General features: G+C 67.7%; 20 protein-coding genes and 1 tRNA gene. 11 read left to right on the top strand and 10 right to left on the bottom strand.

The annotated features are described in order from the left end of the window. Position 1: 1 nt before the first annotated feature. From kdpB to FHY50_RS07065, 4 genes are read left to right on the top strand one after another with little or no spacing between them, the layout of a single operon-like run. Positions 2-2,038 carry a potassium-transporting ATPase subunit KdpB gene (gene kdpB, locus FHY50_RS07080; protein ID WP_140047784.1) on the top strand — a complete coding sequence of 679 codons (2,037 nt, stop codon included), beginning with the start codon at positions 2-4 and terminating at the stop codon, positions 2,036-2,038. A gap of 13 nt (positions 2,039-2,051) precedes the next feature. Continuing rightward, positions 2,052-2,669, top strand: a complete 618-nt coding sequence (gene kdpC, locus FHY50_RS07075; RefSeq protein ID WP_140047783.1) for a potassium-transporting ATPase subunit KdpC — start codon at positions 2,052-2,054, stop codon at positions 2,667-2,669. Further along, complete coding sequence (locus FHY50_RS07070; protein WP_140047782.1) at positions 2,666-5,335, top strand: sensor histidine kinase; 2,670 nt, start codon at positions 2,666-2,668, stop codon at positions 5,333-5,335. The genes kdpC and FHY50_RS07070 overlap by 4 nt, the downstream gene beginning before the upstream one ends. Continuing rightward, a complete protein-coding gene (locus FHY50_RS07065) occupies positions 5,332-6,009 on the top strand; it encodes a response regulator (protein ID WP_140047781.1) in 678 nt (225 codons plus the stop codon). Before FHY50_RS07070 ends, FHY50_RS07065 begins: the two co-directional genes overlap by 4 nt. Before the next feature lie 6 nt (positions 6,010-6,015). On the opposite strand, the gene FHY50_RS07060 is transcribed toward FHY50_RS07065, so the two are convergent. The 10 genes from FHY50_RS07060 to FHY50_RS07015 form a co-directional block, all read right to left on the bottom strand. Further along, positions 6,016-6,462, bottom strand: a complete 447-nt coding sequence (locus FHY50_RS07060) for a YaiI/YqxD family protein (protein ID WP_140231082.1) — start codon at positions 6,460-6,462, stop codon at positions 6,016-6,018. Positions 6,463-6,467: 5 nt separating this feature from the next. Continuing rightward, the gene (locus FHY50_RS07055; RefSeq protein ID WP_140047780.1) at positions 6,468-8,171 is read right to left on the bottom strand and encodes a DEAD/DEAH box helicase; all 1,704 of its coding nucleotides are present in this window, start codon (positions 8,169-8,171) and stop codon (positions 6,468-6,470) included. 51 nt (positions 8,172-8,222) lie between these two features. Continuing rightward, the gene (locus tag FHY50_RS07050) at positions 8,223-9,410 is read right to left on the bottom strand and encodes a BaiN/RdsA family NAD(P)/FAD-dependent oxidoreductase (RefSeq protein WP_420030878.1); all 1,188 of its coding nucleotides are present in this window, start codon (positions 9,408-9,410) and stop codon (positions 8,223-8,225) included. 64 nt (positions 9,411-9,474) lie between these two features. Next, entirely contained in the window at positions 9,475-9,678 is a 204-nt protein-coding gene (locus tag FHY50_RS07045) for a hypothetical protein (protein ID WP_140047778.1), read from the bottom strand. Between the two features lie 90 nt (positions 9,679-9,768). After that, positions 9,769-9,843, bottom strand: a tRNA-Glu gene (locus tag FHY50_RS07040). A 72-nt stretch (positions 9,844-9,915) separates the two neighbouring features. Further along, positions 9,916-11,667, bottom strand: a complete 1,752-nt coding sequence (recJ, locus tag FHY50_RS07035; RefSeq protein WP_140047777.1) for a single-stranded-DNA-specific exonuclease RecJ — start codon at positions 11,665-11,667, stop codon at positions 9,916-9,918. A gap of 32 nt (positions 11,668-11,699) precedes the next feature. Then, positions 11,700-12,383, bottom strand: a complete 684-nt coding sequence (locus FHY50_RS07030) for a 2OG-Fe(II) oxygenase (RefSeq protein WP_140047776.1) — start codon at positions 12,381-12,383, stop codon at positions 11,700-11,702. Between the two features lie 92 nt (positions 12,384-12,475). Beyond that, on the bottom strand, positions 12,476-13,369 hold the full coding sequence (locus FHY50_RS07025) for an RcnB family protein (RefSeq protein WP_140047775.1): 894 nt from the start codon (positions 13,367-13,369) through the stop codon (positions 12,476-12,478). Positions 13,370-13,471: 102 nt separating this feature from the next. Then, entirely contained in the window at positions 13,472-14,017 is a 546-nt protein-coding gene (locus tag FHY50_RS07020; RefSeq protein ID WP_140047774.1) for a (2Fe-2S)-binding protein, read from the bottom strand. Between the two features lie 142 nt (positions 14,018-14,159). After that, the gene (locus tag FHY50_RS07015) at positions 14,160-14,924 is read right to left on the bottom strand and encodes a class II aldolase/adducin family protein (protein WP_140047773.1); all 765 of its coding nucleotides are present in this window, start codon (positions 14,922-14,924) and stop codon (positions 14,160-14,162) included. Positions 14,925-15,200: 276 nt separating this feature from the next. Here FHY50_RS07015 and FHY50_RS07010 point away from each other — a divergent pair, with 276 nt between their 5' ends. The 7 genes from FHY50_RS07010 to FHY50_RS06980 all read left to right on the top strand — a co-directional run bounded on the left by FHY50_RS07010 (position 15,201) and on the right by FHY50_RS06980 (position 26,154). Continuing rightward, on the top strand, positions 15,201-16,811 hold the full coding sequence (locus FHY50_RS07010; RefSeq protein WP_140047772.1) for a TolC family protein: 1,611 nt from the start codon (positions 15,201-15,203) through the stop codon (positions 16,809-16,811). Beyond that, positions 16,808-18,538 carry a type I secretion system permease/ATPase gene (locus FHY50_RS07005; protein ID WP_140047771.1) on the top strand — a complete coding sequence of 577 codons (1,731 nt, stop codon included), beginning with the start codon at positions 16,808-16,810 and terminating at the stop codon, positions 18,536-18,538. The genes FHY50_RS07010 and FHY50_RS07005 overlap by 4 nt, the downstream gene beginning before the upstream one ends. A 22-nt stretch (positions 18,539-18,560) precedes the next feature. Next, the gene (locus tag FHY50_RS07000; RefSeq protein ID WP_140047770.1) at positions 18,561-19,886 is read left to right on the top strand and encodes an HlyD family type I secretion periplasmic adaptor subunit; all 1,326 of its coding nucleotides are present in this window, start codon (positions 18,561-18,563) and stop codon (positions 19,884-19,886) included. Further along, complete coding sequence (locus tag FHY50_RS06995) at positions 19,883-21,190, top strand: TolC family protein (RefSeq protein ID WP_140047769.1); 1,308 nt, start codon at positions 19,883-19,885, stop codon at positions 21,188-21,190. Before FHY50_RS07000 ends, FHY50_RS06995 begins: the two co-directional genes overlap by 4 nt. After that, positions 21,183-23,294 carry an ATP-binding cassette domain-containing protein gene (locus tag FHY50_RS06990; RefSeq protein ID WP_140047768.1) on the top strand — a complete coding sequence of 704 codons (2,112 nt, stop codon included), beginning with the start codon at positions 21,183-21,185 and terminating at the stop codon, positions 23,292-23,294. Before FHY50_RS06995 ends, FHY50_RS06990 begins: the two co-directional genes overlap by 8 nt. Positions 23,295-23,296: 2 nt before the next feature. Next, positions 23,297-24,457, top strand: a complete 1,161-nt coding sequence (locus FHY50_RS06985; RefSeq protein WP_140047767.1) for a beta-barrel domain-containing protein — start codon at positions 23,297-23,299, stop codon at positions 24,455-24,457. A 305-nt stretch (positions 24,458-24,762) separates the two neighbouring features. Next, a complete protein-coding gene (locus FHY50_RS06980) occupies positions 24,763-26,154 on the top strand; it encodes a cadherin repeat domain-containing protein (RefSeq protein WP_140047766.1) in 1,392 nt (463 codons plus the stop codon). Positions 26,155-26,199 lie beyond the last annotated feature (45 nt).

The raw sequence follows: 26,199 nt of genomic DNA, 5'->3' as shown, positions 1-26,199 counted from the left end.
CATGGCCCGTACCGCCACCAAATCCCTGTTCACAGCGGAGCTGATCGTTCCTGCGATCGGCGATGCATTCCGCAAGCTCGATCCGCGGCAGCTGGTGCGCAATCCGGTGATGTTCGTCACCGCCACCGTCGCCGCGCTGCTGACGGTGCTGCTGTTGGTGAGCGCCGACGGACTTGCGACCGGGTTCAAGCTGCAGCTGGTGATATGGCTGTGGCTGACGGTGCTGTTCGGCACCTTTGCGGAAGCTTTGGCGGAGGGTCGCGGCAAGGCGCAGGCGGCATCCTTGCGCGATGCCAAGGCCGAGCTGAAGGCCAAGCGGCTGCTCGGCGTTGGCGATACCTATGAGTTGGTGCCCGCCAGCCGCCTCGACGTTGGCGAGGTGGTGCTGGTCGAGACCGGCGACCTGATCCCGTCCGACGGCGAGGTGATCGAGGGCGTGGCGTCGGTCAACGAGGCCGCGATCACCGGCGAGAGCGCGCCGGTGATCCGCGAGGCGGGCGGCGATCGCTCGGCCGTCACGGCGGGAACGCGGGTGATCTCCGACCAGATCAAGGTGCGCGTCACGGTCGAGCCGGGGCAGGGTTTCCTCGACCGCATGATCGCGCTGGTCGAAGGCGCCGAGCGGCAAAAGACGCCGAACGAGATCGCGCTGACGATCCTGCTCGTGGGCCTGACGATCATCTTCCTGATCGCGGTCGGGACGATCCCGGCATTCGCCAGCTATGCCGGCGACAGCGTGCCAGTGACGTTGCTCGCGGCGCTGCTCATCACGCTGATCCCGACGACGATCGCGGCGCTCTTGTCGGCGATCGGTATCGCCGGGATGGACCGGTTGGTGCGCTTCAACGTTCTTGCCAAATCGGGGCGTGCGGTCGAGGCGGCGGGCGACGTCGATGTGCTGCTGCTCGACAAGACCGGGACGATCACGATCGGCGACCGCCAGGCGAGCGAGTTCCGGGCGCTGTCGGGGATCGACAAGGACGAGCTGGCGACCGCGGCATTGCTGTCGAGCCTGGCGGACGAGACGCCCGAGGGCCGCTCGATCGTAGTGCTGGCACGTGACGCCTTTGAGGTGAAGGTGGCGGCGCTGCCAAGCGGGGCGGAAGTGATCCCGTTCACCGCGCAGACGCGCATCTCCGGCGTGCAGATCGACGGGGCCGTCATCCAGAAGGGTGCGGTCGATTCGATCCTCAAGGCCCATCCGAGGCTCGGAGAGACCGCGGCCGCGACCGAGCTGCGCCGCATCACCGACGAGATTGCGCGCGCAGGGGGCACGCCGCTGGCGGTGGCGAAGGACGGCAGGCTGCTCGGCGCCGTGTTCCTCAAGGACGTCGTAAAGGCGGGCATCCGCGAGCGCTTCACCGAATTGCGCAGCATGGGCATCCGCACGGTGATGATCACCGGCGACAACCCGCTGACTGCCGCCGCGATCGCTGCCGAAGCAGGTGTCGACGACTTCCTTGCGCAGGCGACGCCCGAGGACAAATTGGCGCTGATCCGCAAGGAGCAGGCCGAGGGCAAGCTGGTGGCGATGTGCGGCGACGGCACCAACGACGCACCCGCGCTGGCCCAAGCGGATGTCGGCGTAGCGATGAACACCGGCACCCAAGCCGCGCGCGAGGCAGGCAACATGGTCGATCTCGACAGCGATCCGACCAAGCTGATCGAGGTGGTGGGGCTGGGCAAGCAATTGCTGATGACGCGCGGGTCGCTGACCACCTTTTCGGTGGCGAACGACGTCGCCAAATATTTCGCGATCATCCCGGCGATTTTCGCGGCGCTGTATCCGGGCCTTGGCGTGCTCAACGTGATGGGGCTGGGCTCGCCCGAAAGCGCGGTGCTGTCGGCGATCATCTTCAACGCCCTCATCATCCCGCTGCTGGTGCCGCTGGCGCTCAAGGGCGTGACCTACCGGCCGATGGACGCCGGCTCGCTACTGCGGCGCAACCTGACGGTGTACGGCCTGGGTGGCCTGCTCGCTCCGTTCGCCGGGATCAAGATCATTGACGTCGCCGTGACCGGTCTGGGTCTGGCTTAAGAGGAACTGCGACATGCTCGATCACCTCACCTCCGCGCTGCGCCCGGCGATCACGCTGACGATCCTGTTTGCGGCCTTGCTGGGCCTCGCCTATCCGGCGGCGATCACGGGCATCGGGCAGGCGGTGTTCCCACACCAGGCCAATGGCAGCCTGATCCGCGACGACGACCGCGTCGTCGGGTCTGAACTGATCGCGCAGGGCTTCACGGGCGCGCAGTATTTTCAGCCGCGCGGGTCGGCGGCGGGCGACGGCTATGACGCGCTGGCGTCGGCTGGATCGAACCTCGGACCGACCAGCGCCGTGCTCAAGGAACGGGTGGCAACCGACATTGCCGCTCAGCGACGGGCTGGCGTGACCGGGTCGATGCCCGCGGACATGGCGACCGTGTCGGGATCGGGGCTCGATCCGCATATCTCCCCCGAAAATGCTGCGCTGCAGCTACCGTGCGTGGCACAGGCACGCGGACTGTCGCAAGCGCAGGTGCGCACGCTACTCGACGCCGCGACCGAGCAGCGGTTGCTCGGCTTCATCGGGGAGCCGCGCGTCAACGTGCTGCTGCTCAACCGTCGGCTCGATCGCGCTCCGACCAATCGACAGCCGGATGCGAACGGCGCTACCAGTCGCGAGTGACCAGCCGAGCCCGCCCCGATCCCGACGCCCTGCTGCGGACCGCAGCGCAGGAAGGACGCGGCCAGCTCAAGATCTTCCTCGGGGCCGCACCCGGCGTCGGTAAGACGCACGAGATGCTCTCGGAAGGACGCGCACGAGCCAAGGTCGGGGTCGATGTCGTCATCGGCGTGGTCGAAACGCATGGCCGCGCGGAAACCCAGGCACTGATCGAGGGTCAGGACGTGCTGCCCCGCGCGCGGCTGGAGTTCGACGGGCGCGCGTACGACGAGATGGACCTAGACGCGTTGCTGGCGCGCGCGCCGCGGCTGGCGCTGGTTGATGAACTGGCGCACACCAATGCGCCCGGCAGCCGTCACCCCAAGCGCTATCAGGATGTCGAGGAGCTGCTGGCGGCCGGGATCGACGTCTATTCGACGATCAACATCCAGCATGTCGAGAGCCTCAACGACATCGTTGCCAGCTTCACGCGGGTACGAGTGCGCGAGACGGTGCCCGACCGCATCCTGGAAATGGCGGAGATCGAGGTTGTCGATATCCCGCCCGACGAGCTGATCGAGCGGCTGCGCGACGGCAAGGTGTATCTTCCGCAAGAAGCGACGCGCGCACTGCAGCACTTCTTTTCCAAATCGAACCTGTCGGCGCTGCGCGAACTTGCGCTGCGCCGTGCGGCGCAGGCAGTCGATGCGCAGATGCTCGAGCATGTCCGCGCGATGGGCGAGGGCGGCACCTGGGCGGCGAGCGAGCGGATCGTCGTCGCGGTCAGCGAGTTGCCCGGCGCCGACGGGCTGGTGCGCGCGACCAAGCGGGTGGCCGATGCCCAGCGCGCGCCGTGGACCGCGCTGCATGTCGAAACCCCGCGCAGCCGCACGCTGGGCGATGACGCGCGCCGCCGTATCGCCGCGACGCTCAACCTGGCGGCGCAGCTTGGTGCCGAAGTCGCGGCGGTGCCTGCGGCGACGATCCTGGAAGGGATCAAGACCCAGCTGGCTGAATCGCGCGCGACCCAGCTCGTGGTCGGCAAATCGTCGCGCTCGCGCTGGTTCGAGCTTCGCCACGGGTCGATCGTCGATCGGCTGGTGCGCGAGACGCCGGGCGTCGCGGTCCACGTCCTGCCGCTGGCGACGACGCCCTCCGATCGCCGCATCCGCGCGCGGCGGACGCTGGGAGGCTGGGGCGCGCCATCGGGGTATGCGGCGACGGTCGGGATGGTCGCCGGGGTGACCGCGCTGGCGACAATGCTGTTCCACATCCTCGATCTCGGCAACGTGTCGCTGCTGTATCTGCTGCCGGTGATGGTCGCTGCCAGTCTCTATGGCCTGCGCACCGGGTTGTTCGCCGGGATCGTGTCGAGCCTCGCCTACAACTTCTTCTTCCTGCCGCCGACCGGCACGCTGACCGTCGCCAATCCCGAGAACGTGGTGTCGATCTTCGTGCTGCTCGGCGTCGCGACGGCGACCAGCCAGCTGACGTCGCGCGTGCGTGCGCAGGCCGACCTCGCCGCGGCCAGCGCGCGGACCAACGCAACGCTTGCCGGGTTCCTGCGCCGCCTGACCGTACTGGGTGAGACGCGCGACCTGGCCGATGCGATCTGCGCCGAGGTCGGGCGGTTGTTCGATGCGCGCGCGATGCTGGTCGGGCAGGCACAAGGCGGCCTCGACATTCTGGGCAGCACCGCGGCGTCGGTCGTGCTGGAGACGATGGAGCAGGCATCGGCGCAATGGGCGCTCGACAACGGCAAGCCGGCCGGACGCGGATCGGCGACGCTGACGGCGTCGGACTGGCTGTTCCAGCCGCTGGTCGCGGGCGAGCGAACGCTGGCGGTGTTGGGACTGGCGCGCGACGACGGGCGCGATCCGATCCGGCCGGACCAGCTGCCGCTGCTGATGGGGCTGCTCGACCAGGCGGCGCTCGCGCTCGAGCGGGTGCGGCTGGCCGAGCAGATGCGCGATGTGGATGCGGTGCGCGAACGCGACCGGCTGCGCGCGGCGCTGCTGTCGTCGGTGGGGCACGACCTGCGCACCCCGCTCACCACGATCCTGGCGGCGACCGAGGCGATGGAGCGCGATCCGCAGGCCGACATGCTGCCGACGATCCGCGCCGAGGCCGAGCGGCTGCGGCGGTTCGTCGCCAATCTGCTCGATATGGCACGCGTCGAAGCAGGGGCAATCGCGCTGCGGATCGAACCTACGGACCTGACCGACGCCGTCGCCGCGGCGGTTCAGGACACGCGGCGCACGCTGGACGGGCGCGCTATCCAGCTCGATGTGTCGCCGCGCTTGCCGCTGGTGCGGATCGACCCGCAGCTGTTCCACCACTGCCTGATCAACCTGCTCGACAATGCCGGACGCTATGCCGATCCGGGCACGCCGATCACCATCGAGGCGCGGCGCGAACCGCAGGCGTTGCTGCTGTCGATCCTCGACGAAGGTCCGGGCTTGCCGCCTGGGCGCGAGGGTGCGGTGTTCGAGACCTTTGACCGGATCGAAGGGTCAGACCGCGCGGCGGGCGGTACCGGGCTGGGTCTCGCGATCGTGCGCGGGTTTGCCAATGCGATGGGGATCGCGGTGGCGGCGACCAACCGCAGCGACGGCAGCGGCGCGTGCTTCACCCTGCGCTTTCCCGAAGCGCTGATCGTGCGGGCCAGCGAGGAGGAAGCGGCGGAATGAGCGGGCCGACGATCATGGTTGTCGACGACGAGCCGCAGATCCGGCGACTGTGCCGGGTGGCACTCGAACGCGCCGAGTATCGGGTGGTCGAGGCAGAGAATGCGGCTGCGGCGTTGGGATTGGTGGATGACGCGCGGCCGGACGCGGTGCTGCTCGACCTGGGGCTGCCCGATCGCGACGGGCTGGAGCTGGTCCCGATCCTGAAGCGCGCGGGTGTGGCGATCGTGGTGGTGTCGGCGCGCGAGGCTACCGACGACAAGGTGGCGGCGCTCGACCTGGGTGCCGACGACTATCTGACCAAGCCGTTCGACACCGAAGAGCTGCTGGCCCGGATCCGCGCCGCACTGCGCCATCGCCGCGGGGGGGAGGTCGGGCCGGTCCGGGTCGGCGCGCTGGAGGTCGATATCGACCGGCACCGGGTTTCGCTGGGCGGCAGCGAGGTGCATCTGACCCGCAAGGAATTCGATGTTCTCGCCGCGTTGGCACAAGCGCCCGGCCGCGTGGTGACGCATCGCGCTATTCTTGAGGCGGTGTGGCCGCACTCGGTCGATCGGCCGATCGAGTATCTGCGCATCGTCGTGCGCAACCTGCGCCAGAAGCTGGAGGCCGACCCTTCGGCGCCGACGCGGATCGTCAATGAACTGGGGATCGGATATCGCCTGATGGACGGTTAGGGGCGCTCACCCTCGCTTCAGCCGCACCAGCACTTCGTCCAGCGCCGACAGGAACCGCGAGCGGTCGGCCTTTGCAAAAGGAGCCGGGCCGCCAATCACGTCGCCGCCCGCGCGGAGGTCGGCCATGATCGCGCGGGAGGCGACCGCCGCGCCGATCGAGCTGGTAGTGAACGGCTTGCCGGTCGGGGCGAGCACGCTTGCCCCGGCCTTCAGGCAGCGATCGGCGAGCAGGATGTCGGCGGTCACCACCACTGCGCCGCCGTCGCCATGCTCGGCGATCCAGTCGTCGGCGGCATCGAAACCGTCATCGACGACCACCCGCGATACGAGCGGATGATCGGGGATGCGGATGCGCTGGTTGCTGACGATGGTCACCGCGACTTCGTGGCGAAAGGCGACGCGGTAGATCTCATCCTTGACCGGGCAGGCGTCCGCATCGACCAGGATGCGCAGCCCCGTCACCGGGCAGGCTTGCGCCCGCGGAAAGGCTTGGCCTGGTGCCGCGCCGGCGGCTTCGCTCCCCGCGGCGGGCGGGCGGCGTCGCGCGGCGCGCCGCCGGTCGACGGTTCGATGGCGATGCCGCTTTCGTCGCTGCCGTCCTGGCCCGCCGTCCGCGCCACCGCCTTGTTGAAGCGATCGGCGATCGTGCGCGGGATTTCGAACAGCGTTTCGTTGGCGGCGATACGAATCGCCCCGATCTCGTTCTTGGTGATGTGGCCGCGGCGGCAGAGCAAGGGCAGCAACCAACGCGGGTCGGCATTCTGGCGGCGCCCGACATCCATCCGGTACCACACCGTATCCTCGAACCCGGCTCGGTGGACCGGCTGCTTGTCCGGACGGCCTTGCGGACTGGCGGTCTTGTCGAGCAGGTCCTCGGCGAGCGGCATCGACGCGCGGTGGGCACGAACCAACGCCCCCGCGATCTCCTCGGGCGAGCGTTCCGCAAGCAGGCGCTGGCCCAAGGCGATGTCCTCCTCGTCCAGCTCGACGGGCGCGAGCAGCGCCGCGATCAGCCGTTCGCGATCCTGGATCCGGATGCTCTCGGGCGTCGGCGGATCGATCCATTCGGCGGCGATGCGCGCGCCGCGCAGCATCGCTTCGACCCGGCGGCGGCGCGGATAGGGGACGATCAGGATTGCGGTGCCCTTCTTGCCCGCCCGCCCGGTGCGACCCGAGCGGTGCTGCAGCGTCTCGGCATCGCGCGGCAGCTCGACATGGATGACGAGGCTGAGCGTCGGCAGGTCGATGCCGCGCGCGGCGACGTCGGTGGCGACGCAGACGCGGACGCGGCGATCGCGCAGGGCTTGCAATGCGTGGTTGCGCTCGGACTGCGAATGCTCGCCCGACAGCGCGACGGCCGCGAACCCGCGTTCCTGCAACGACGCGTGGAGATGGCGGACATTGTCGCGGGTCGCGCAAAACAGCATCGCCGTCTCCGCCTCATGGAAGCGCAGCAGGTTGACGACGGCGTTCTCGATATCGGCAGGTGCAACCGTCACCGCCTGATAGGCGATGTCGCCATGCCCGCGATCCTCGCCGACGGTCGAGATGCGCAGCGCGTCGCGCTGATAGCGGCGGGCGAGCGCGACGATCGGCTTGGGCATCGTCGCCGAGAACAACAGGGTGCGGCGCTCGGGCGGCGTGGCATCGAGAATCTGCTCCAGATCCTCGCGGAAGCCCATGTCGAGCATCTCGTCGGCTTCGTCGAGCACGGCGACGCGAAGAGCGGACAGGTCGAGCGCGCCGCGTTCGAGGTGATCGCGCAGCCGCCCGGGCGTGCCGACGACGATGTGCGTGCCGTGGCCGAGTGAGCGCCGCTCCTTGCTCGCGTCCATCCCGCCCACGCAGGTGGTGATGCGCGCATGAGCGCCCGCATACAGCCATTGCAGCTCGCGGCTGACCTGCAGCGCCAGTTCGCGAGTCGGGGCGATGATGAGCGCGAGCGGCAGGCGCGGGGGAGGCAATGCTCCGTCCTCGAGCAGCTGCTGTGCCATTGCCAGCCCGAAGGCGACAGTCTTGCCCGATCCGGTCTGCGCGGAAACGACGAGGTCGCGGCCGGCGGCTTCGGCTTCGATCACCGCCGCCTGGACGGGGGTGGGCGCTTCATAGCCGCGCGCGGTGAGCGCTTCCGAAAGAAGCGGCGGGAGATTCGAATAGGGCATGTCGGTCCAGTCAAAACGCTTGGGGGCAGGCCATTCGTCGGCCGATCTACGTCAGAGGTCTTGCGCCGCAGCCCAGCCGCTTGCCCATGCCCACTGAAAATTATAGCCGCCCAGCCAACCCGTGACATCGACAGCTTCGCCGACCGCATACAGCCCCGGAACGGTTTTGGCTTGCATTGTTTGCGAAGAAAGCGCGGCGGTGCCGATTCCGCCCGCAGTGACCTCCGCCTTGGCATAGCCTTCGGTGCCATTGGGCGTGAAACGCCAGTCGGATAGCCGCGCCTCCGCCGCCGCGAGCTGCCGGTCGGGCAGGTTGCCGATATCGCCGGCAAGCGCGATGCGCTCGGCCAGCGTCTCGGCGAGCCGATCGGGTAAATGATTGCCCAGCACGCGGCGGAGGCTTGTGCGCGGCTGGGCGCGTTTCGCTTCACGAAGCCAGCCCTTGGTGCGGTCCGGAATGAAATCGATGCCGACCGGCTCTCCGTGCCGCCAATAGGAAGAGACCTGCAGGATCGCGGGACCGGAAAGGCCGCGGTGGGTGAACAGCGCCGCCTCTCGGAACGCCGCCTTGCCCGCGCGCGCGATCACAGGTGCGGCAACGCCGGACAGGTCGCGGAACAGCACATCGTCGCCGCCCAATGTCAGCGGAACGAGTGCTGGGCGCGGCTCGACGACCTTGAGCCCGAAGCGGCGGGCGAGGTCATAGGCAAAGCCGGTCGCGCCCATCCTGGGGATCGAGGGACCACCGGTGGAGATCACCAATGCCGGGGCGCTGGCTTCGCGGTCGCCGACGGTGACGCGATATCGGGCGTCAGCATGGTCGACCGCGGTAACGGGATTTGCGAGCCAAAGATCGACGCCGCCGCGCTCGCACTCGCCCAGCAGCATCTCGACGATGGCGCGCGCGGAGCCGTCGCAGAATAGCTGGCCGAGCGTCTTTTCGTGCCAGGATATGCCGTGGATATCCACCAGGTCGATGAAATCCCGGGGCGTGTAGCGCGCGAGCGCCGACTTGGCGAAATGTGGATTCGACGACAGAAACCGGTCGGGCGCAGTATGCACATTGGTGAAGTTGCAGCGCCCGCCGCCCGAGATCAGGATCTTCTTGCCCGGCCGGTCGGCATGATCGACGAGCAGGACGCGGCGCCCGCGCTGGCCGGCGATTGCGGCGCAGAACAGCCCGGCTGCACCCGCGCCGAGGATGATCGCGTCATATTGGAATGGCGGCCGCAAAGTCACGCGCACCCCCATGCCGTCCGTTCCGGGCGAAGTCGAGAAAAGCCCGGCGTCGTCGTTCCTTCGCCTATCGCAGTTTCGCGATCGACAGCCCGTCCGCCTTGGCGCGATCCTTGACCGATTCCTCGCTGCGGGTCAGCGCCTTGGCGATCGCCTTGAGCGCCATGCCCTTCTTGGCCAGCGTATGCAGCTTCTGGATTTCGTCCTGCGTCCACGGTTGGCGATGGCGTTCGAAGCGTTCGCTCACATCAATCTCCGATGAATTGCGCATAGGTAACGGTGATTGCGTCGAGCGCGGGCGATCGAATGACGGCCGGAAATCTGATCAAGCCAGCTACCAAAAACGGCTGATTTCAGCCGATGGTGACCCCTACGGGAATCGAACCCGTGTTTCAGCCGTGAAAGGGCCGCGTCCTAACCGCTAGACGAAGGGGCCATGAAGGCTTGAGCGAGCGCGATTAGGCAAGCGCGGCGGATTGGTCAAGCGGCTGTGCGCGCCAAAATGCGATCAATCCGCCCAGGCGGCGTCGTCGAGGTGCAGCTCGGCGGCGGGGCGGCTGCCCCAGTCGTCGATCCGCGCACGGCCGGCGACCCACAGGCGTCGTCCGGGGCCTGCACCGAGCAGCGCCTGGCCGAGCGGGGTGTCGGCGCTGCGGAACGCCATCGCCTTGATCGACCCGCCATCGTCGCCGCCGACGATCGCGCGAACATGGCCGTTGCCGACGACGTCGCACTTGATGATCCGCACCGGCCCGGCGGCGACGCGCGGCTGCGGCCAGCCCATGCCATAGGGGCCGCCGGCATCGAGCGCGGTGACGAGGTCGGGAGTGACGCCGCCCGGCGACAGCACCGCATCGAGCAACAGGGCGCGCGAGCCGATCGCCTGTTCGACGCGTTCGGCGAGGCTGGCGTCGAGGAATTGCGCGAACTCGTCGATCCTCGCGGCGTCGATGGTCAGGCCCGCCGCCATTGCGTGACCACCGCCCGCGATCAGCAGTCCCCGGTCCTTGGCGGCAAGCACCGCCGCGCCGAGGTCGACCCCGGCGATCGAGCGCCCCGATCCCTTGCCGATGCCGTGTTCGTCGAGCGCGATGACGATCGCCGGGCGGCCGAGCGCTTCCTTGAGCCGGCCGGCGACGATGCCGATTACGCCTGCGTGCCAGTTCCGCCCCGCGACCACGACCACGCCGCGCCCTCGCTGATCCGCCGACAAGGCGTCGGCGGCGAGCTGGACATCGCCCTCGATCGCTCGGCGTTCCTCGTTGAGGCGGTCGAGTTCGGCGGCGATGGCGCGCGCTTCGTCGGCATCCTGGGTCGTGAGCAGGCGCACGCCGAGATCCGACCGGCCGACGCGGCCGCCGGCATTGATGCGCGGGCCGAGCGCGAAGCCGAGGTCGCTGCACGTCGGCGCCCGGGTCAGCCGCGACGCATCGAGCAGGGCGGCGATGCCGATATTGCGCCGCGCGGCCATCACCTTGAGCCCCTGCGCCACGAACGCCCGGTTGAGCCCGCGCAGCGCGGCCACGTCGGCGACCGTGCCGAGCGCGACGATGTCGAGCAGGTCGAGCAGCCTGGGCTCGCTGCGGTTGGTGAAATGCCCCCTGGCGCGCAACGTGCGTACCAGCGCAGCGGCAAGCAGGAATGCCACGCCCACCGCGGCGAGGTGGCCGTGCGCCGCGCCTTCGGTCTCGTCGAGCCGGTTAGGGTTCACCACTGCGTGGGCATGCGGGAGAGCACTGCCGCATTTGTGGTGATCGACGACGACGACCTCGACGCCGACGTCGCGCGCCATCGCCAGCGCATCGAACGCCTGCGCGCCGCAATCGACGGTCACGATCAGGCTGGCGCCCTCCTGCGCCAGGCGGACCAGCGCCGGCCCGGAGGGACCATAGCCTTCCATCAACCGGTCGGGGATGTAGGGGCGCGCCTCAATGCCGAGATCGCGCAGCAGCAGGATCATCAGCGCCGCCGACGTCGCGCCGTCGACGTCGTAATCGCCGAAGATCGCGACCTGTTCGCCGCCCTGCACCGCGTCCGCCAGCCGTTCGGCGGCGCGATCCATGTCGCGAAAGATCGAGGGATCCGGCATGAAGCTGCGGATCGACGGGGTCTTGTGCGCGTCGAGCGCCTCGGGCGGGCAGCCGCGCGCGAGCAGCAGTTGCGAGACGAGGTCGTCGCCGCCGATGCCCTGCGCCGCGGTCGCGCGCCAGCGCCACGGCTGACCGAGGATAGAGCTGGATATGTTGAGGACGGGGGCCATCGCGGCGTCATGCCCGTCCGCGCGTGCCGCGTCTATCGCACGCGGTACCAGATGCCCTCGCGAAACCATTTGGTGACGATGTATTTGGTGCCTTCCACGACTGCCATGCCCTCGTGCAGCGTCAGCGGATTGGGGCCGCCATCGGCGCCCATATTGTTCCAGATCAGCAGCATGCGCTTGACCGGCTTGGCGCGCATCCCGGCCTGCGGAAACCAGGTCGCGCCGCCTTCGGCCACGGTGTTGAGAAAGATCATCGCCGTCCACGTGCGCTGCCCGCCCTGGCGAGTGACATCCTCCCAATAGGGCTCGCCCTGATGAAAATAGTCATGATGTGCGCGGAACTGCTGTCCGGGGGCATAACGCTGGCCCTGCATGGTCTCGCCATTTTCCGGCGCGATGCCGAGCGTTTCGGCGATACGCTCGTCGATCGCGCGGACTTCGGGCGCGAAGCGTTCGAGATCGCAGCTCTCGCTGGTACGAAAATTGGGATCGTGCGCCGCCGACAGCAGCGTCGAAGGGCGCCGTCCCTTGTCGATCAGCGCGACCAGCGTGCGGCATTCGGCGTCGCTGAGAAAATCAGGATAGCGGAATGCGTCGATCTTGTCGGTGGCGATGCGGGTGATCGCGGGATTGGCATCAAGCCGGGCCGACACGGTGGCGCCGATCATCGCGCGCAGCGGCGATGGCGTGGGCGGTTTCTTCACTGCGGTTGGCATCCCCGCAGGATCGCGAAGCACCCGTGCAATAGCAAGAGGCCCGAGGCGATTTCGCCCCGGGCCCCCGTCGTTCCGTCGTGCGCTAGTGCGCCTTACCAGAAGATATCATATTCGACATCGACCACTTCGCCCGAATAGATATCGACGAGCAGCGCGTCGTTGTAATAGCGAACCCAGCGATACTGGCCATAGGCTGGCGGCAGGCGATAATATTCCGGCTGGCCGATCCAGTAATTCTGTCCGAACAGCACCGAGCTCAACGTGAATCCGATCCCGAACCGGCGATAGCCATAGTCATAGCCGCGCGGCGCGTAGTAGCGCGGCAGGCGATACAGGCTGCGGTTGGCCTGGCGATAGCGGCGCCAGTCATATTGCCGGTCGCGGCGCCAGTCGCGATTCCAAGCGCCGCGGTCGTTGCCGGACCAGCGACTGCCGCCCCAGTTCCGGCGATCCCTATTACCGTTCCAGTCCCGCCGATCCCGGTCGCCCCGCCAGTCCCGACGATCGCTGCGGAAGTCCCGGCGGTCGTCACGACGTTCGCTGCGGAAATCCTGGCGATCGTCGCGGCGTTCGCTGCGGAATTGCTGGCGAGTGACCTGGCCGTTGCGGAACGCGCGGCTATCCTGGCGGCGATCCTGCCGGAACGCGCGCTGATCCTGATTGCGATCCTGGCGGAAGTCGCGGCGCTCCTGCCGTGCAATGCGCTGCTGCGGCCGCGCGGCCTGCGCCGGACGCACGGTGCGATCGGCGACGCGCTGCTGGCGGCGTTCTTGGCGGGCCTGTGCGCGGGCAGGAGCCTGTCGTACCTGCGCGCGCGCCGGGCGCTGCGCCTGTTGGCGCTGGGGGCGGGCGGCGCGGCGTTCGGCGCGGGTGGCCTGTCGCTCGGCCCGAGCTTCGGTCGACCGGCCGCCGCGCTCCTGCGCGATCGCCGATGCCGGGACCATTGCAGTGGCAGCGATCAGCGCCATCAGAAACTGCTTTTTCATCGATACTCTCCGATCCCGGAACAACCGGCTTGTAGGGGTAGTATCCGCTTTACGCCGAGCCGGATGAGCCGTGGCTGAACTGCGATGAAAGGCAGCAGAAAGCTAGTTGCCATCCGGCACTATCAGGGCGGGGACCGCGCGCGCGGCATCGTCGCGGTCGATGCCGGGCGGCGCCGCGACCGATACGGTTTCGTCGCCGCGTGCCAGCGCTGCCGCGCGGTTGATCGCGTCGACCAGCCGCGGCTGGATGCCGCAGCGGCACAGATTCGACAGCGTTTCGTGGATCGCCTCGTCGCTTGGCGCGCGGTCGCGGCGCAGCAGCGCAGCGGCGGCCATGGCGATGCCGGGGATGCAATATCCGCATTGCGGCACGTTCGACGCGATCAGCGCCGCCTGGACCGGATGCGACCGGTCGCGCGACAACCCTTCGATCGTCGTCACGAAGGTGCCTTCGATCGTGCCGATCGGGACCTGGCACGATCGCCGCGGCACGCCGTCGATATCGACCGTGCATGCCCCGCATTCGCCGCTGCCGCAGCCATATTTGGTGCCGGTCAGGTTCGACGCGTCGCGTAGTGCCCACAGCAACGGCGTCTGCGGGTCGAGCCGATATTCGATCGGCTGGTTGTTGACGGTGAAGCGGGTCATCGGTGCCGGGTCGTTTCCATCAGGGCGCCGCTTTCCTTACCCGTTCGCTTCGAGCGAAGTCGAGAAGCGCTACCTCGACGTGTATCTCGACTTCGCTCGATACGAACGGGCACCGGAGCGTACAGGCTCGTGTGGGGGCTGATCAGTCGCGCCAGCTGCGGTCGGTGCGGTCGACCAGGCGCACCATCGCCGCGAAATCGGCCGCGCCGGCACCGCCCGGGATCTGGACCTTGGACAGGTCGCGCTGGTGAATGGCGACGATCTCGTCGGGAACTTCGATGGGCGTGCCCATCGAGGCGGTGGCGACCTGGATCTCGCACGCGCGCTGCAGCGACCAGTGCTTCAGGAACGCTTCGGGCAGGGTGCGGCCCATCACCAGGATGCCGTGGTTCCTGAGCAGCATGACGCGCTTGTCGCCGAGATGCTCGATCAGCCGCTCGCCTTCTTCCGACCGCACCGTCACGCCCTCGAAATCATGATAGGCGATCTGTCCGGCGAAGCTGCACGCGTAGAAGTTGGTCGGACGCAGGCCGCCCTCGACCGAGCTGACCGCCATGCCGGCGGTGGTATGCGTGTGCATGATGCAATGCGCATCGGGCAGCAGGCGGTGGAACAGCGCGTGCTGGGTGAAGCCGGCGAGATTGACCGGATAGGGCGAGGCATCGAGCTTGTTGCCGTCGATGTCGATCTTGACGAGGTTCGACGCGGTCACTTCGCTGAAATGCAGTCCGAACGGATTGATCAGGAATGCGCCATCCTCGCCCGGCACCTTGAGCGTGATGTGGTTGTAGATCATCTCCGACCAGCCGAGCATGTCGAACACGCGGTAGCAGGCGGCGAGCTGCTGGCGCGCCTCGCGCTCCGCGTCGGTGATGCCTGGGGCAGGGGTCTGCAGCGCGGTCGCCATCACGTCTCTCCGATCGGTTTCGTTTTCGCACCGAACATGCCACGCACGACCGGGGATGGGCAACCGCCCGCTGCGACCAAAAGGCGTTGGCACCGGTCGCACTGCTTTACAGCATTTTTTCCGTGGGCTAGTGGCGGCGCCCAGTGCGGGACGGCCGGAGCGGGGGCACCGGTTGCGAGGACAGCGGCGACCGGTGGCGGGCGAACGATCACCGTACCCGCGCTTGCCGATGCGCCGACGACAATGCGAACGAGCGCGACGGTTTTGGGAGCGAGTGTGGCAGCTATCCGTTCTGCGAGCATATTGTGCGGTTCCGCGTTGGCGGTGCTGGCCGCGGCGATGCCGTGCGCGCATGCGCAAAGCTCGCTGGTGACCGATCCGCAGCGCGGCGCGACGCCGACCCCGCCGCCGCCGCGTGCCGTGCCGATCGCGCCAAGCACCAGCCCCGCGCCCACGCCCGCGCCGACGACCGCGCCGCCGCCGCCGATCCTGCTGCAACCGGTACGAGGCGTGCAGCCCGACACGTCGTCTACTCCGCAGGAATTGCCGACCAGCGACGGGAATGTGCTCCCTGCGCCGAGCGCCGACCCGCTGGCGATCGATCCGGGCAGCGACCCGATCCTGCGGCTGGCGCGCGAAAGCGGGGATCCGCTGGTGTTCCGGCAGTCAATCCAGGCCGCGGTCGGGCGCCATCCCTCGATCGCCGAGGCGGAGGCACGGCGCGACGAGGCGCGGGCGGCGCGCAACGAGGCGCGCACGCTCGAGCTGCCGGTGATCGACATGTCGCTGTCCTATTTCCGCACCGTCGATCGCGCCTTCACCGACGATCCGCAAAATGTCCTCGAACGCTCGCGTCCGACCTTCCGGACCGACGAGACGCTGCGGCTGCAAGCGCCGGTGTTCGATTTCGGCAGCGCCAAGAGCCGCATCGCCGCGGGCAACCGCCGGCTCGAGGCGTCGGTCGCCGGGATCGACGACGTCTCGGTCCAGCTCGCGCTGCGCGGCGTCGACAGCTGGTACCGGGTGTTCGGCTATCGGGCGTTGGTCGGGCTGGCCGAGTCGTTCCTTGCCAGCCAGACCGAGCTGCGCGCGGCGATTGCAGAGCGCGTCGAACAGGGGGTATCGGCACCCGGCGACGTCGCGCAGGTCGAAAGCTACATCGCCGCTGCACAGACTCAGCTCGCCGGGTTCAAGCGCTCGCTCGCCAATGCCGAGGCGCAATACCGCCAGGTGATCGGCGTGCCGGCGCCGCCGGGCCTGGGCCGCGCACCGACCGCGACTTTGGTGCCGACTTCGCGCGAGCGCGCGGAGGCGGATTCGCAGAACATCCCCGCAGTCGAGGCGGCGCGGCTCAATGCCGTCGCAGCGCGCGAGGATGCTCGTGCCGCGCGCGGCGATGCGCTGCCGGGGCTGGGCGTCGGGGTCGATGCCGGGCGGTACGGCCTGCTCGAAAATGCTGGCGATTACGATGTGCGCGCCAGCGTCACGCTGACGCAGCGGCTGTTCGGCGGCGCGACGCAGCGCATCGACCAGGCCAAGGCGCGTGCGCGCGGCGCAGGCGCCACCTATGACCGTATCCGCGTCGAGGCGGCGCGCGATGCCGCGATCGCCTGGTCCGATGTCGAGGCGCTGGCGGAATCCGCCGCCGCGATCGAGAACAACTATATCGCCACGCGCCAGTCGCGCGACGTGCTGGTCGAGCGCTTCCGTGTGTCGCGCGGCACGCTCTTCGACGTGCTGAGCGCGGAGACCAACTATTTCAACGTCGCCTCGCGCTACATAGAGACGGTGACGGAACTCGACATTGCGCGCTATGCGCTGCTCGCGCGGACCGGCAAGCTGCTCGACGGCTTCGGCATCGCGCCCGCCCGATTGGAAGCCCGATGAGCAACGAGAAACTGGTCCCGGAAAAGCAGCCGCGCTTCGCGAGCTGGCTGGCGGAGCCGATGTTCCGCAACAAGCACATCTATCTGAAGGTCGCGCTGGCGGCGGCGATGATCAACGTGTTCGGCCTGATCGTCTCGCTGTTCACGATGACCGTCTACGATCGCGTCGTCCCCAATCTGGCATTCGATTCGCTGACCGCGCTCGCCATCGGCGTCGGCATCGTGCTGGTGTTCGATTTCATGCTGCGCATCCTGCGCGCCTATTTCGTCGATATCGCCGGCGCGGACATCGATCGCCAGATCGGCGACAATGTCTTCGAGCGGCTGATGCGCATCCGCATGGACATGAAGCGCGGATCGACCGGGCAGATGACCGGAATGATGCGCGAATTGGAAACGCTGCGCGATTTCTTCGCCTCGGCGTCGATCACCGCAGTCGTCGACGTACCGTTCATCGCCATCACCTTGATCTTCATCGGCGCGATCGGCGGGCCGATCGTCTGGGTGCCGATCGTCATCATCCCGTTCGTCATCGTCGCCGGCTGGGCGACGCACCCGGCGCTCGATCGTCTGGCGGCGAAGTCGATGAACGGCGGATTGTTCAAGCAGTCGGTTCTGGTCGAATCGATCAGCTCGCTGGAGATGGTCAAGACGTCCGGCGCGGCCGGCCTGATGCGCAAGCGCTGGCTCAATGCCATTGACGAGCATAGCGACAGCTCGCTGCGCCAACGGCTGGTTTCGACGATCGCGGTGACGATCGCGACGTCGGCGAACAGCATCGCCTATATCGGCGTCGTCATTGTCGGGGTGTTCCTGATCGCCGAGCGCGAGATGACCACGGGCGCGCTGGTCGCCTGCTCGATCCTGGCGGGACGCGCGGTGCAGCCGCTGACGCAAATCGCCACCTTGCTGTCGCGTATCTCGGCGACGCGCACCGCCTATGCCCAGATCAACGGATTGATGAGCATTCCGTCCGAGGGACCGCTCGGCGAGCCGCTGCATCCTGCGCGGCTCAATGGCCGGATCGAGCTGCGCGGCGTCGATTTCAAATATCCCGGCGCCACCGAAAAGACGCTCGAGGACTTCAACCTGACGATCGAGCCGGGGCAGCGCGTCGCGTTCATCGGCCGCGTCGGATCGGGCAAGTCGACGCTCGCGCGGCTGATGCTGGGCCTGTACCAGCCGCAGGAAGGGCTGGTGATGATCGATGGCACCGACATCCGCCAGTTCGACACGCTGGGGCTGCGCGCCAATATCGGCACCGCCCTCCAGGAAACCGTGCTGCTGTCGGGGACGGTGCGCGAGAATATCGCGCTCGACCGTCCGCATATCGACGATACCGAGATGCTGCGCGCTTCGGAGATTTCGGGCGCGCACAGCTTTATGGGCCAGATCACCAACGGCTACGACCTCAAGCTCGCCGATCGCGGTGAAGGGTTGTCGGGCGGGCAGCGCCAGTCGATCACCTTGGCGCGTGCGCTGGCGGGCGGACCGCCGATCCTGATCTTCGACGAGCCGACCAGCGCGATGGATTCGCAGACCGAGAACCAGCTGATCGACCGGCTGGTCGACGAGACCAAGGGCAAGACGCTCGTGCTCATTACCCATCGTACCGGGCTGCTGAGGCTTGCCGACCGCATCGTCATCGTCGACAAGGGCAAGGTCGCCGCCGACGGCCCGCGCGAGCAGATCCTCGCCCAGCTCCAGCGCCCGCGCGCTGCCGCCTGATCCTCTCAATCGAAGCGATCCCATGAGCACCACCGCGCCCTACGATCCCGGCCAGCATCATTTCGAGGATGTCGCCGACCCGATCCGCCCCAAGGCGGCATCGAACATCCTGCTATGGGCGATCGTCGGCTTCGTCGTGATCGCGGTCGCGTGGGCGACGCTGACCGTGATCGACCGCACCGTGCGTGCGCAGGGGCGGATCATTCCCGGCTCGCGATTGCAGGTAATCTCCAATCTTGAGGGCGGTATCGTCGAGGCGATCCTGGTCCGCTCCGGCCAGGACGTGAAGAAAGGCCAACCGCTGCTGCGGCTCGACCAGACCCAGTCCGGCGCCGAGCTTGGCAGCAACGAGATCACCGCCGGCGCGCTGACCGCCAAGATCGCGCGGCTCCAGGCCGAAGTCGAAGGCCGCAGCCCGCGCTATCCTGCATCGACCAACCCCGCCGTGACCGAGCAGATCGGCATTGAGCGCTCGCTGCACCAGTCGCGTATGGCCGACCTCGCCAGCCTTACCGCTGCGGCGCAATCGCGGATCGTGCAGAGCCAGCGCGCGGTCGCCGAGGCCGAGGCGGCGTACCAGTCGCGGGTCGCGGCATTGGCGTCGCTCGACCAGCAGATCACGATGATGCGCCCCGTCGTGGAACGCGGGATCGAACCGCGCATGACGCTGGTGCAGCTCGAGAACAATGCAGCGGTCGCGCGTACCGAGGTGACCGGGGCGCAGGCGGCGATCGCGCGTTCGCAATCGGCGGTCGCCGAAGCGCGCTCGACCCTCAACCAGCTGCGCCAGGATTGGCGCGCGCAGGCGGCGGGCGAGCTTGCCACCGCACAGGCCGAACTTGCCGCACGGACCCGCTCGCTGCCGGCGCTGCAGGATCGCGTAGCGCGCACCGTCGTCACCGCGCCGCTGGCAGGACAGATCAACCGCGTGCTGGTCTCGACCGTCGGCGGCAGCGTGCAGGCCGGCGCGCCATTGGTCGAGCTGGTCCCCAGCGAGGACACGCTGCTGGTCGAGGCGCAGGTCCTGCCCAAGGACATCGGCTTCATCCGGATCGATCAGCCGGCGCGCATCAACGTCTCGGCATATGACTCGGCGATCTATGGCAGCATGGACGGATCGGTCGAGACCATCTCGCCCGACGCGACGATCAACGAACGCACTGGCGAGAGCTTCTATACGGTGCGCGTCCGCGCCAAGAGCGATACGCTGGTCGACAAGAGCGGACGCAAATTGCCGCTCGGCACCGGGATGACGGTCGATGTCAGCCTGCTCGGCGACAAGCGTTCGGTGCTGTCGTACATCTTCACCCCGGTCACCCGGCTCAGCGAACGGGCCTTTCGCGAGTGATCGGGGCGCGAGGCGCGGCCGGCATCGCCATCGCGCTGGCGTTCCCCGTTGCCGCACGGCAAGTCCAACCCGTAGCCGGCCCGCCATCCCCGGCGCAGCAGGCCGAGATCGTCGAGGGCACGCCGCCGCCCGGCGTCAATCCGAAACTGTTCGAGGCGGTCGGACGCGCGACCAACGACTATCCGGCGATCGAATCCGGCCGGACCTCGGTACGCGCCGCTACCGCCGAGGTCAGCGCCGCCAAGAGCCTGCGCCTGCCGAGCCTGGGCGTGCAGGGCGTCGCGCTCGGCACCGGGCCGGGGCTGGGCAGCCAGCTCGTCGTCGATCAACCGATCTACACCTTTGGCCGGATCGGTGCCGCGATCGACCGTGCCAAGGCCGAAAAGCTCGCGCGTTCGGCGCAGGTCGACGAAACCGTCCAACAGGTCGCGCTCGACGTCGTCGAGGCCTATTTCGACATCGCGCGGCTGGCGCAGCGCAAGCAGATCCTCGACGCCAATCTCGAGGAGCTGCGCGGGCTCGTCCAGTCGATCCAGAACCGCGTCGATCAGGAAGTGAGCCCGGATACCGATCTCGCGCTGGCGCAATCGCGCTTCGCCCAGGCCGAGCAGGACCGCGCTATCGCCGAATCGCAGCAGGGCGCGGCGATCGAGCGGCTGTATCAATATGTCGGCGACGCCGGATACGATCCCGGCGCGGTCCCGACCTATGATCCGGCGGTGCATCACCCGCTGCTGCCACAGGCAGTCGACGAAGCGCTACGCTGCAGCCCGGAGCGCGACCGGTTGTCGGCAGAGGCGCTGGTGGCGCGCGAGGAGGCGCGGCAGGTACGCGCGTCGGTGCTGCCGCAGCTGTCGGCGCAGTTCTCGTATAACGACATCATCGGTGCCCGTGCCGGGCTCGCCGTCACCGCGCAGACCCAGGGCGGGCTTTCCGATTTTCGCCGCGCCGATGCCGCCCGGCTCCGCGCGACCTCGGCCGAGCTGGACGTACGCACCATCGAGCGCCAGGTTCGCGAACAGGTGCGGACCGACCTTGTCCAGAACGCCACCGCACGCAGCCAGATCAGCGCCAGCGCATCGGCTGCCGACAGCGCGCAGCGCGTCACCGCCAGTTTCCTGCGGCAGTTCGTCGCCGGGCGGCGTACCTGGCTCGACGTGATGAATGCTGTACGCGAAGCGACGACGTCGCAGCTCGAGCGGTCCGATTCCGAATTCGTGGCGATGGCATCGACGGCGCGACTGATGTTGCGGACCTGCCGCTGGCAACCGCAGACCCGCATGGGAGGCGGGAGCTATGAGTGATCGGCTGACCGACCTGATCGGCGAACTGGCGCGGGCCAGCGGCGTCAACCTGTCACCGCACTGGCGCGACGGGCTCGGCGGGGGGGTCGGCGACGATCGCGACGCCCTGGCCAGGCTGTGCAGCGAAATCGGCTGGGCCCCACCCGAGGTGCTCGACCGGCGCCCGCGCGCCAACGCGCTGCCCGCGCTGATGTTCGCGCAGGACGGCGGGTGGGCCATCGCCGAACAATGGGAAGGCCGCGACCTGTTGCGCGTGCGGACCGAAGCCGGGGTCGAGACACGCGCGCACGACGACTCGATGCGCTTCTTTCGCGTCGCCTTTCCCGATGCCATGCGCGGCGGCAAGCCGATGCGGGCGTCGGCGGTGTTCCGTCAGGCGCTGCTGAACCGCAAGAGTGCGATCGTGACCGCGCTGGTCGCGACCGTGGTCGTCAATCTCATCGCGCTCGCGACATCGCTCTATTCGATGCAGGTCTATGACCGCGTCATCCCGCGGTCGGGCTATGCGACTTTGTGGGTGCTGACGGTCGGCGTGGTGGTGGCGCTGCTGCTCGATTTCCTGCTGCGTACGACCCGTGCGCTGCTGATGGATCGCGAAGCGCAGGACATCGACGCCGAGGTCTCGGAATTCTTCTTCGCGCGCGCCCAGGCCGTGCGGCTCGACGCGCGCAGCGGCGGGGTGGGGACGATGGCGGCGCAATTGCGCGGGCTCGAACAGGTGCGCAGCCTGTATTCATCGGCGTCGCTGTTCCTGCTCGCCGATTTCCCATTCGCGATCTTCTTCCTGTTCGTCATCTGGGCGCTGGGTGGAATCATCGTGCTGGTCCCGCTGGTGATCTTCCCGATCTCGATCACGCTGGCGCTCATTCTGTCGCGGCTGATCCGGTCCGGTACCGAGGCGGCACAGGTCACCGGCAACCGCAAGAATGGGCTGCTCGTCGAGAGCTTCGATGCGGCCGAGACGGTCAAGGCCAATCGCGGCGGCTGGTATATGTTGTCGCGCTGGAACGCGCTGATCGAAGCGGTGCAGGCAAGCGAGACGCCGGTGCGCAAATGGCAGGCGGTCGCGTCGTCGGTGTTCCAGACGCTCCAGCAGATCGGTTATGTCGGCCTGATCGCATTCGGCGCGGTCGAGGTGTCGAAGGGCAACATGACCACCGGTGGCCTGGTCGCTGCGGCGATCATCGGCGGGCGCGTCAACGGTCCGTTGATGGCGCAGCTGCCCGGAATGATCGTGTCATGGGGCTATGCACGCTCGTCGCTCAAGCTGCTCGACGGCATCCTTGCGCAGCCGCAGGACCATCCAGCGGGCGGGCTGCGGCCGGACGCGATCCGCCCGGCGATCCGCTTCGACCGGGTCGAGTTCGCCTATATGGGCACCAAGGAGACGCTGAGCATTCCGACCCTCAGCATCGCCGCGGGAGAGAAGGTGGGGCTGATCGGCGGCATCGGATCGGGCAAGACCACCTTGCTGCGGATGATGGCGGGGCTCTATGCCGCGCGGCACGGCCAGGTGACGCTCGGCGGGCTCGACATGAGCCAGGTGGCCGAGGACATCCTGCGTCAGGCGGTCGGCTATCTGCCGCAGGACGTTCGGCTGGTGAACGGGACGCTGCGCGACAACCTGCTGATGGGGCTCGCCGATCCGGGCGATGCGGCGATCCTGGAGGCCGCGGAGAAGACCGGGCTGGTGCGGCTGATCAGCGCGCACCCGATGGGACTGGACCTGCCGATCTCCGAAGGGGGCAGGGGGCTTTCGGGCGGACAGCGGACGTTGACCGGCATCACCCGCATGCTGATCGCACAGCCGTCCTTGTGGCTGCTCGACGAGCCTAGCTCCAATCTGGACCAGAATACCGAGACGTCGGTGATGCGCGCAGTGATGGATCGCATCGATGAGGGGCATACGCTGGTGCTGGTCACGCACAAGATGTCGCTGCTGTCGATGGTCGATCGCGTCATCGTGATGGGCAATGGCCGGATCACGCTCGACGGCCCGACCAGGGAGGTGATCGCCCGGCTCCAGACGAGCGGCACCGCGCGTGTCGCCCCAGCTGGTGGCCAGCGCAGCATCGCGCAGACCACGACCGAAGGAGCCGCCTGACCATGCGCCGTTCGCGCTCGCACGCCGCCCGCATCGTCGTCGCGCTGACCGCGACATTCGTGCTCGGCTTCATCGCGTGGTCGCTCTGGGCGAAGCTTGATCAGGTCACGCGCGCGCCGGGCCAGGTGATCCCGTCGGGAAGGCTGCAGGTGATCCAGTCGACCGACGGCGGGCAGATCGCGGCGATCCATGTCCGCGAGGGCGACAAGGTCAAGCGCGGCCAGTTGCTGATGACGCTCGACACCGGCAAGGTCGCCGCCGGCGTCGATGAGGCGCGCGCGCGCGCCGCCGGCCTCAAGACCACGCTGGCGCGGGTCGAGGCCGAGCTGTTCGACCGGCCCTTGCGCTTTCCGCCCGACACGCTTGCCTATCCCGAGTTCGTCGCCAACGAACGCTCGCTCTATATCAAGCGCAAGGGTGCGCAGGCGGCGCAGGTCAATGCGCTGCGCCAGATGATCGCGCTGTCGCGCGAGGAGCTTGCGCTCAACATGCCGCTGGTCAAGACCGGCGACGTCGCCCGGTCGGAGATTCTGCGGATGCAGCGCGCAGTGTCCGACATCGAGGGTCAGATCACCAACTTGCAGAACAAGTATATCCAGGACCTCCAGGCCGAATACAGCCGCGTCAACGAGGAGCTGGTCACTGCCGCGCAGCAGTTGACCCAGCGCACCGAGGTGCTCGACGATACCGAGCTGTTCGCGCCGACCGACGGCATCGTCCAGAATGTCCGGCTGACGACGCTGGGCGGCGTGCTCAGGCCGGGCGACGAGGCGATGCGGATCGTGCCGACCGGCGACGAGCTGATCGTCGAGGCCAAGGTTCCGCCCGCCGATATCGCCTTCATCCGACTGGGCCAGCAGGCGTCGGTCAAGTTCGATGCCTATGACAGCTCGATCTATGGCAGCGGTATCGGCTCGGTCACGTTCGTCAGTCCGGACACCATCACCGAGGAACGCCCGCAGGGCGGCGGCGAAATCTCGTTCTACCGCGTCCATATCCGTGTCGATACCAGCGAAATGCGCACACCGCGTCCGGGCGAGCGCATCGAGCTACAGCCGGGCATGACCGCCACAGCCGAGATTCTGACCGGCGAGCACACCGTGTTCCGCTATCTGACCAAGCCGCTGACCAAGACGGTGTCGGAGTCGCTCGGGGAGCGCTAGCGCACATTCGGGCGTTACTGTGGAACCTAATTCATCGAGGGCGCGTTTCGCGCCTGTTCCACTCCACCCGACGTGGCAGTGCAACGTGTCGCGGAGTTGGATCGCTTGATTTCAGCCAGTCTGAACGGTGCCGCGCAAAGGTGTGGCTGTTGTGCCGCACCCCGCGGAATTTCGCGCATTTTTTGTCGTTTCCATCCAAAAGTTGGCGCTTGCAATCGCCTAACGATTCGTCCAAACCTGCCGCGGAACCGGGTTCAAGGCCGCTTTGCGCGCTTTCACCAAGAGAACCACCATAGGGGGTGTCCATGACTAAGCGTATTTCCCAACCGAACGCCGACGTAGTTTCGACGGCGAAGATGGCGGCAATTGCTGCCGAAGCAAACGCCCCCGCGATCGTGGTGGCACCTGAAGGCGCGGCAGCGGTCGCAGCGCCTGCGGCAGTAGCCGCCGCCCCCGTGGCGATGGTTCCCGGCACTGCGGCGCCGATGGTGCAGGACAGCGCCGTGACGACGACGACGCAGGAGTCGACGTCGACGACGACGCCCGATCCGGTGACCGGCGAGGCCGAGACCACGACGACGACGACGGCCGTTCAGAACACCGTCTATGATGACAGCGCGGACAGCGAGGCGACCGACTACACGCCATTCATCGTCGGCGGCGTACTGCTCGCCGGCGGCATTCTCGCGCTTGCGCTGAGCGGCGACGATGACGACGAGGACAATGGCGGCACGCCGGCTCCTACGCCGACCCCCACTCCGACGCCGACCAATGCCGAGCCGGTGTTCACTTCCGCCGCCACCGCGACCGTTGCGGAAAATTCGGCGACCGACACCGTCGTCTACACCGCGGTAGCGACCGATGCCGATGACGATGACATCACTTACGCTCTGTCGGGTGACGATGCGGCGCTGTTCGCGATCGACGCCGACACCGGCGAAGTCACGCTGCTCGCTTCGGCCGATTTCGAAGAGATGGCCGAATACAACATTACGGTCACTGCCAGCGATGGAACCGACACCGTCAGCCAGGACGTCGTCGTCACGGTAACCGACGTCAACGACGCGCCCACCTTCGCCACCGCGACGGCAACGGTGGCTATCGACGAGAATGTGGATGTCGGCACCGTCGTATTCGACGCCGATGCGACCGATACCGACGCCGACTCGATGATCAGCTACTCGCTGACCGGTGCCGATGCCGACGCGTTCACGATCGACGAGGATACCGGCGAAGTCCGCTTCGTGGCCTCGCCGGATTTTGAAGGTCAGGACACGTATGATTTCACCGTCGTCGCGACCGACGATGGCGATCCGGGCCTCACTGCCGAGCAGGCCGTCACGGTCACGATCAATGACCTTGACGACGTCGTGACCGAAAGCCTCGATGTTGAGGGCGTGGTCGTTTCGGGCGCAGCCGGTGACGTCCAGTTCGAGGATGACGCCGATGTCCTGACCGACGTCACGATCACCGATTTCGCCGAGGGCGACACGGTGGTGGTGACCGGCACGGACGGTGCCGACATCGGATCGAGCTATTCCTTCTCGTCGCTCGACAACGATCTGATCATCGACTTCAGCGGTGGCGGTGCTTCGAATCGCATCATCATCGAGGATGCGGTCAGCGCCGACGACTTCATCTTCAACGAAGAGACTGCCGAAGCGGCAGTCGGCTTTGACTTCTTCAGCTACGCGTGAGGCATCGACCTCGCGATCTAGACTGATTTTTTAGGGGTAACTGAA

This window comes from Sphingomonas japonica (assembly GCF_006346325.1).
Classification (GTDB): Bacteria; Pseudomonadota; Alphaproteobacteria; order Sphingomonadales; family Sphingomonadaceae; genus Sphingomonas; species Sphingomonas japonica.
The sequence above is the reverse complement of the archived record's forward strand: the minus strand, read 5'-3'. Positions and strand labels throughout refer to the sequence as shown.

Bases quoted from the DNA above. Each gene is read 5' to 3' on its own strand.
- kdpB (WP_140047784.1), top strand. From the start codon at position 2: ATGGCCCGTACCGCCACCAAATCCCTGTTCACAGCGGAGCTGATCGTT.
- kdpC (WP_140047783.1), top strand. From the start codon at position 2,052: ATGCTCGATCACCTCACCTCCGCGCTGCGCCCGGCGATCACGCTGACG.
- FHY50_RS07065 (WP_140047781.1), top strand. From the start codon at position 5,332: ATGAGCGGGCCGACGATCATGGTTGTCGACGACGAGCCGCAGATCCGG.
- FHY50_RS07055 (WP_140047780.1), bottom strand. From the start codon at position 8,171: ATGCCCTATTCGAATCTCCCGCCGCTTCTTTCGGAAGCGCTCACCGCG.
- FHY50_RS07045 (WP_140047778.1), bottom strand. From the start codon at position 9,678: ATGCGCAATTCATCGGAGATTGATGTGAGCGAACGCTTCGAACGCCAT.
- recJ (WP_140047777.1), bottom strand. From the start codon at position 11,667: ATGGCCCCCGTCCTCAACATATCCAGCTCTATCCTCGGTCAGCCGTGG.
- FHY50_RS07030 (WP_140047776.1), bottom strand. From the start codon at position 12,383: ATGCCAACCGCAGTGAAGAAACCGCCCACGCCATCGCCGCTGCGCGCG.
- FHY50_RS07025 (WP_140047775.1), bottom strand. From the start codon at position 13,369: ATGAAAAAGCAGTTTCTGATGGCGCTGATCGCTGCCACTGCAATGGTC.
- FHY50_RS07020 (WP_140047774.1), bottom strand. From the start codon at position 14,017: ATGACCCGCTTCACCGTCAACAACCAGCCGATCGAATATCGGCTCGAC.
- FHY50_RS07015 (WP_140047773.1), bottom strand. From the start codon at position 14,924: ATGGCGACCGCGCTGCAGACCCCTGCCCCAGGCATCACCGACGCGGAG.
- FHY50_RS07005 (WP_140047771.1), top strand. From the start codon at position 16,808: ATGAGCAACGAGAAACTGGTCCCGGAAAAGCAGCCGCGCTTCGCGAGC.
- FHY50_RS07000 (WP_140047770.1), top strand. From the start codon at position 18,561: ATGAGCACCACCGCGCCCTACGATCCCGGCCAGCATCATTTCGAGGAT.
- FHY50_RS06990 (WP_140047768.1), top strand. From the start codon at position 21,183: ATGAGTGATCGGCTGACCGACCTGATCGGCGAACTGGCGCGGGCCAGC.
- FHY50_RS06985 (WP_140047767.1), top strand. From the start codon at position 23,297: ATGCGCCGTTCGCGCTCGCACGCCGCCCGCATCGTCGTCGCGCTGACC.
- FHY50_RS06980 (WP_140047766.1), top strand. From the start codon at position 24,763: ATGACTAAGCGTATTTCCCAACCGAACGCCGACGTAGTTTCGACGGCG.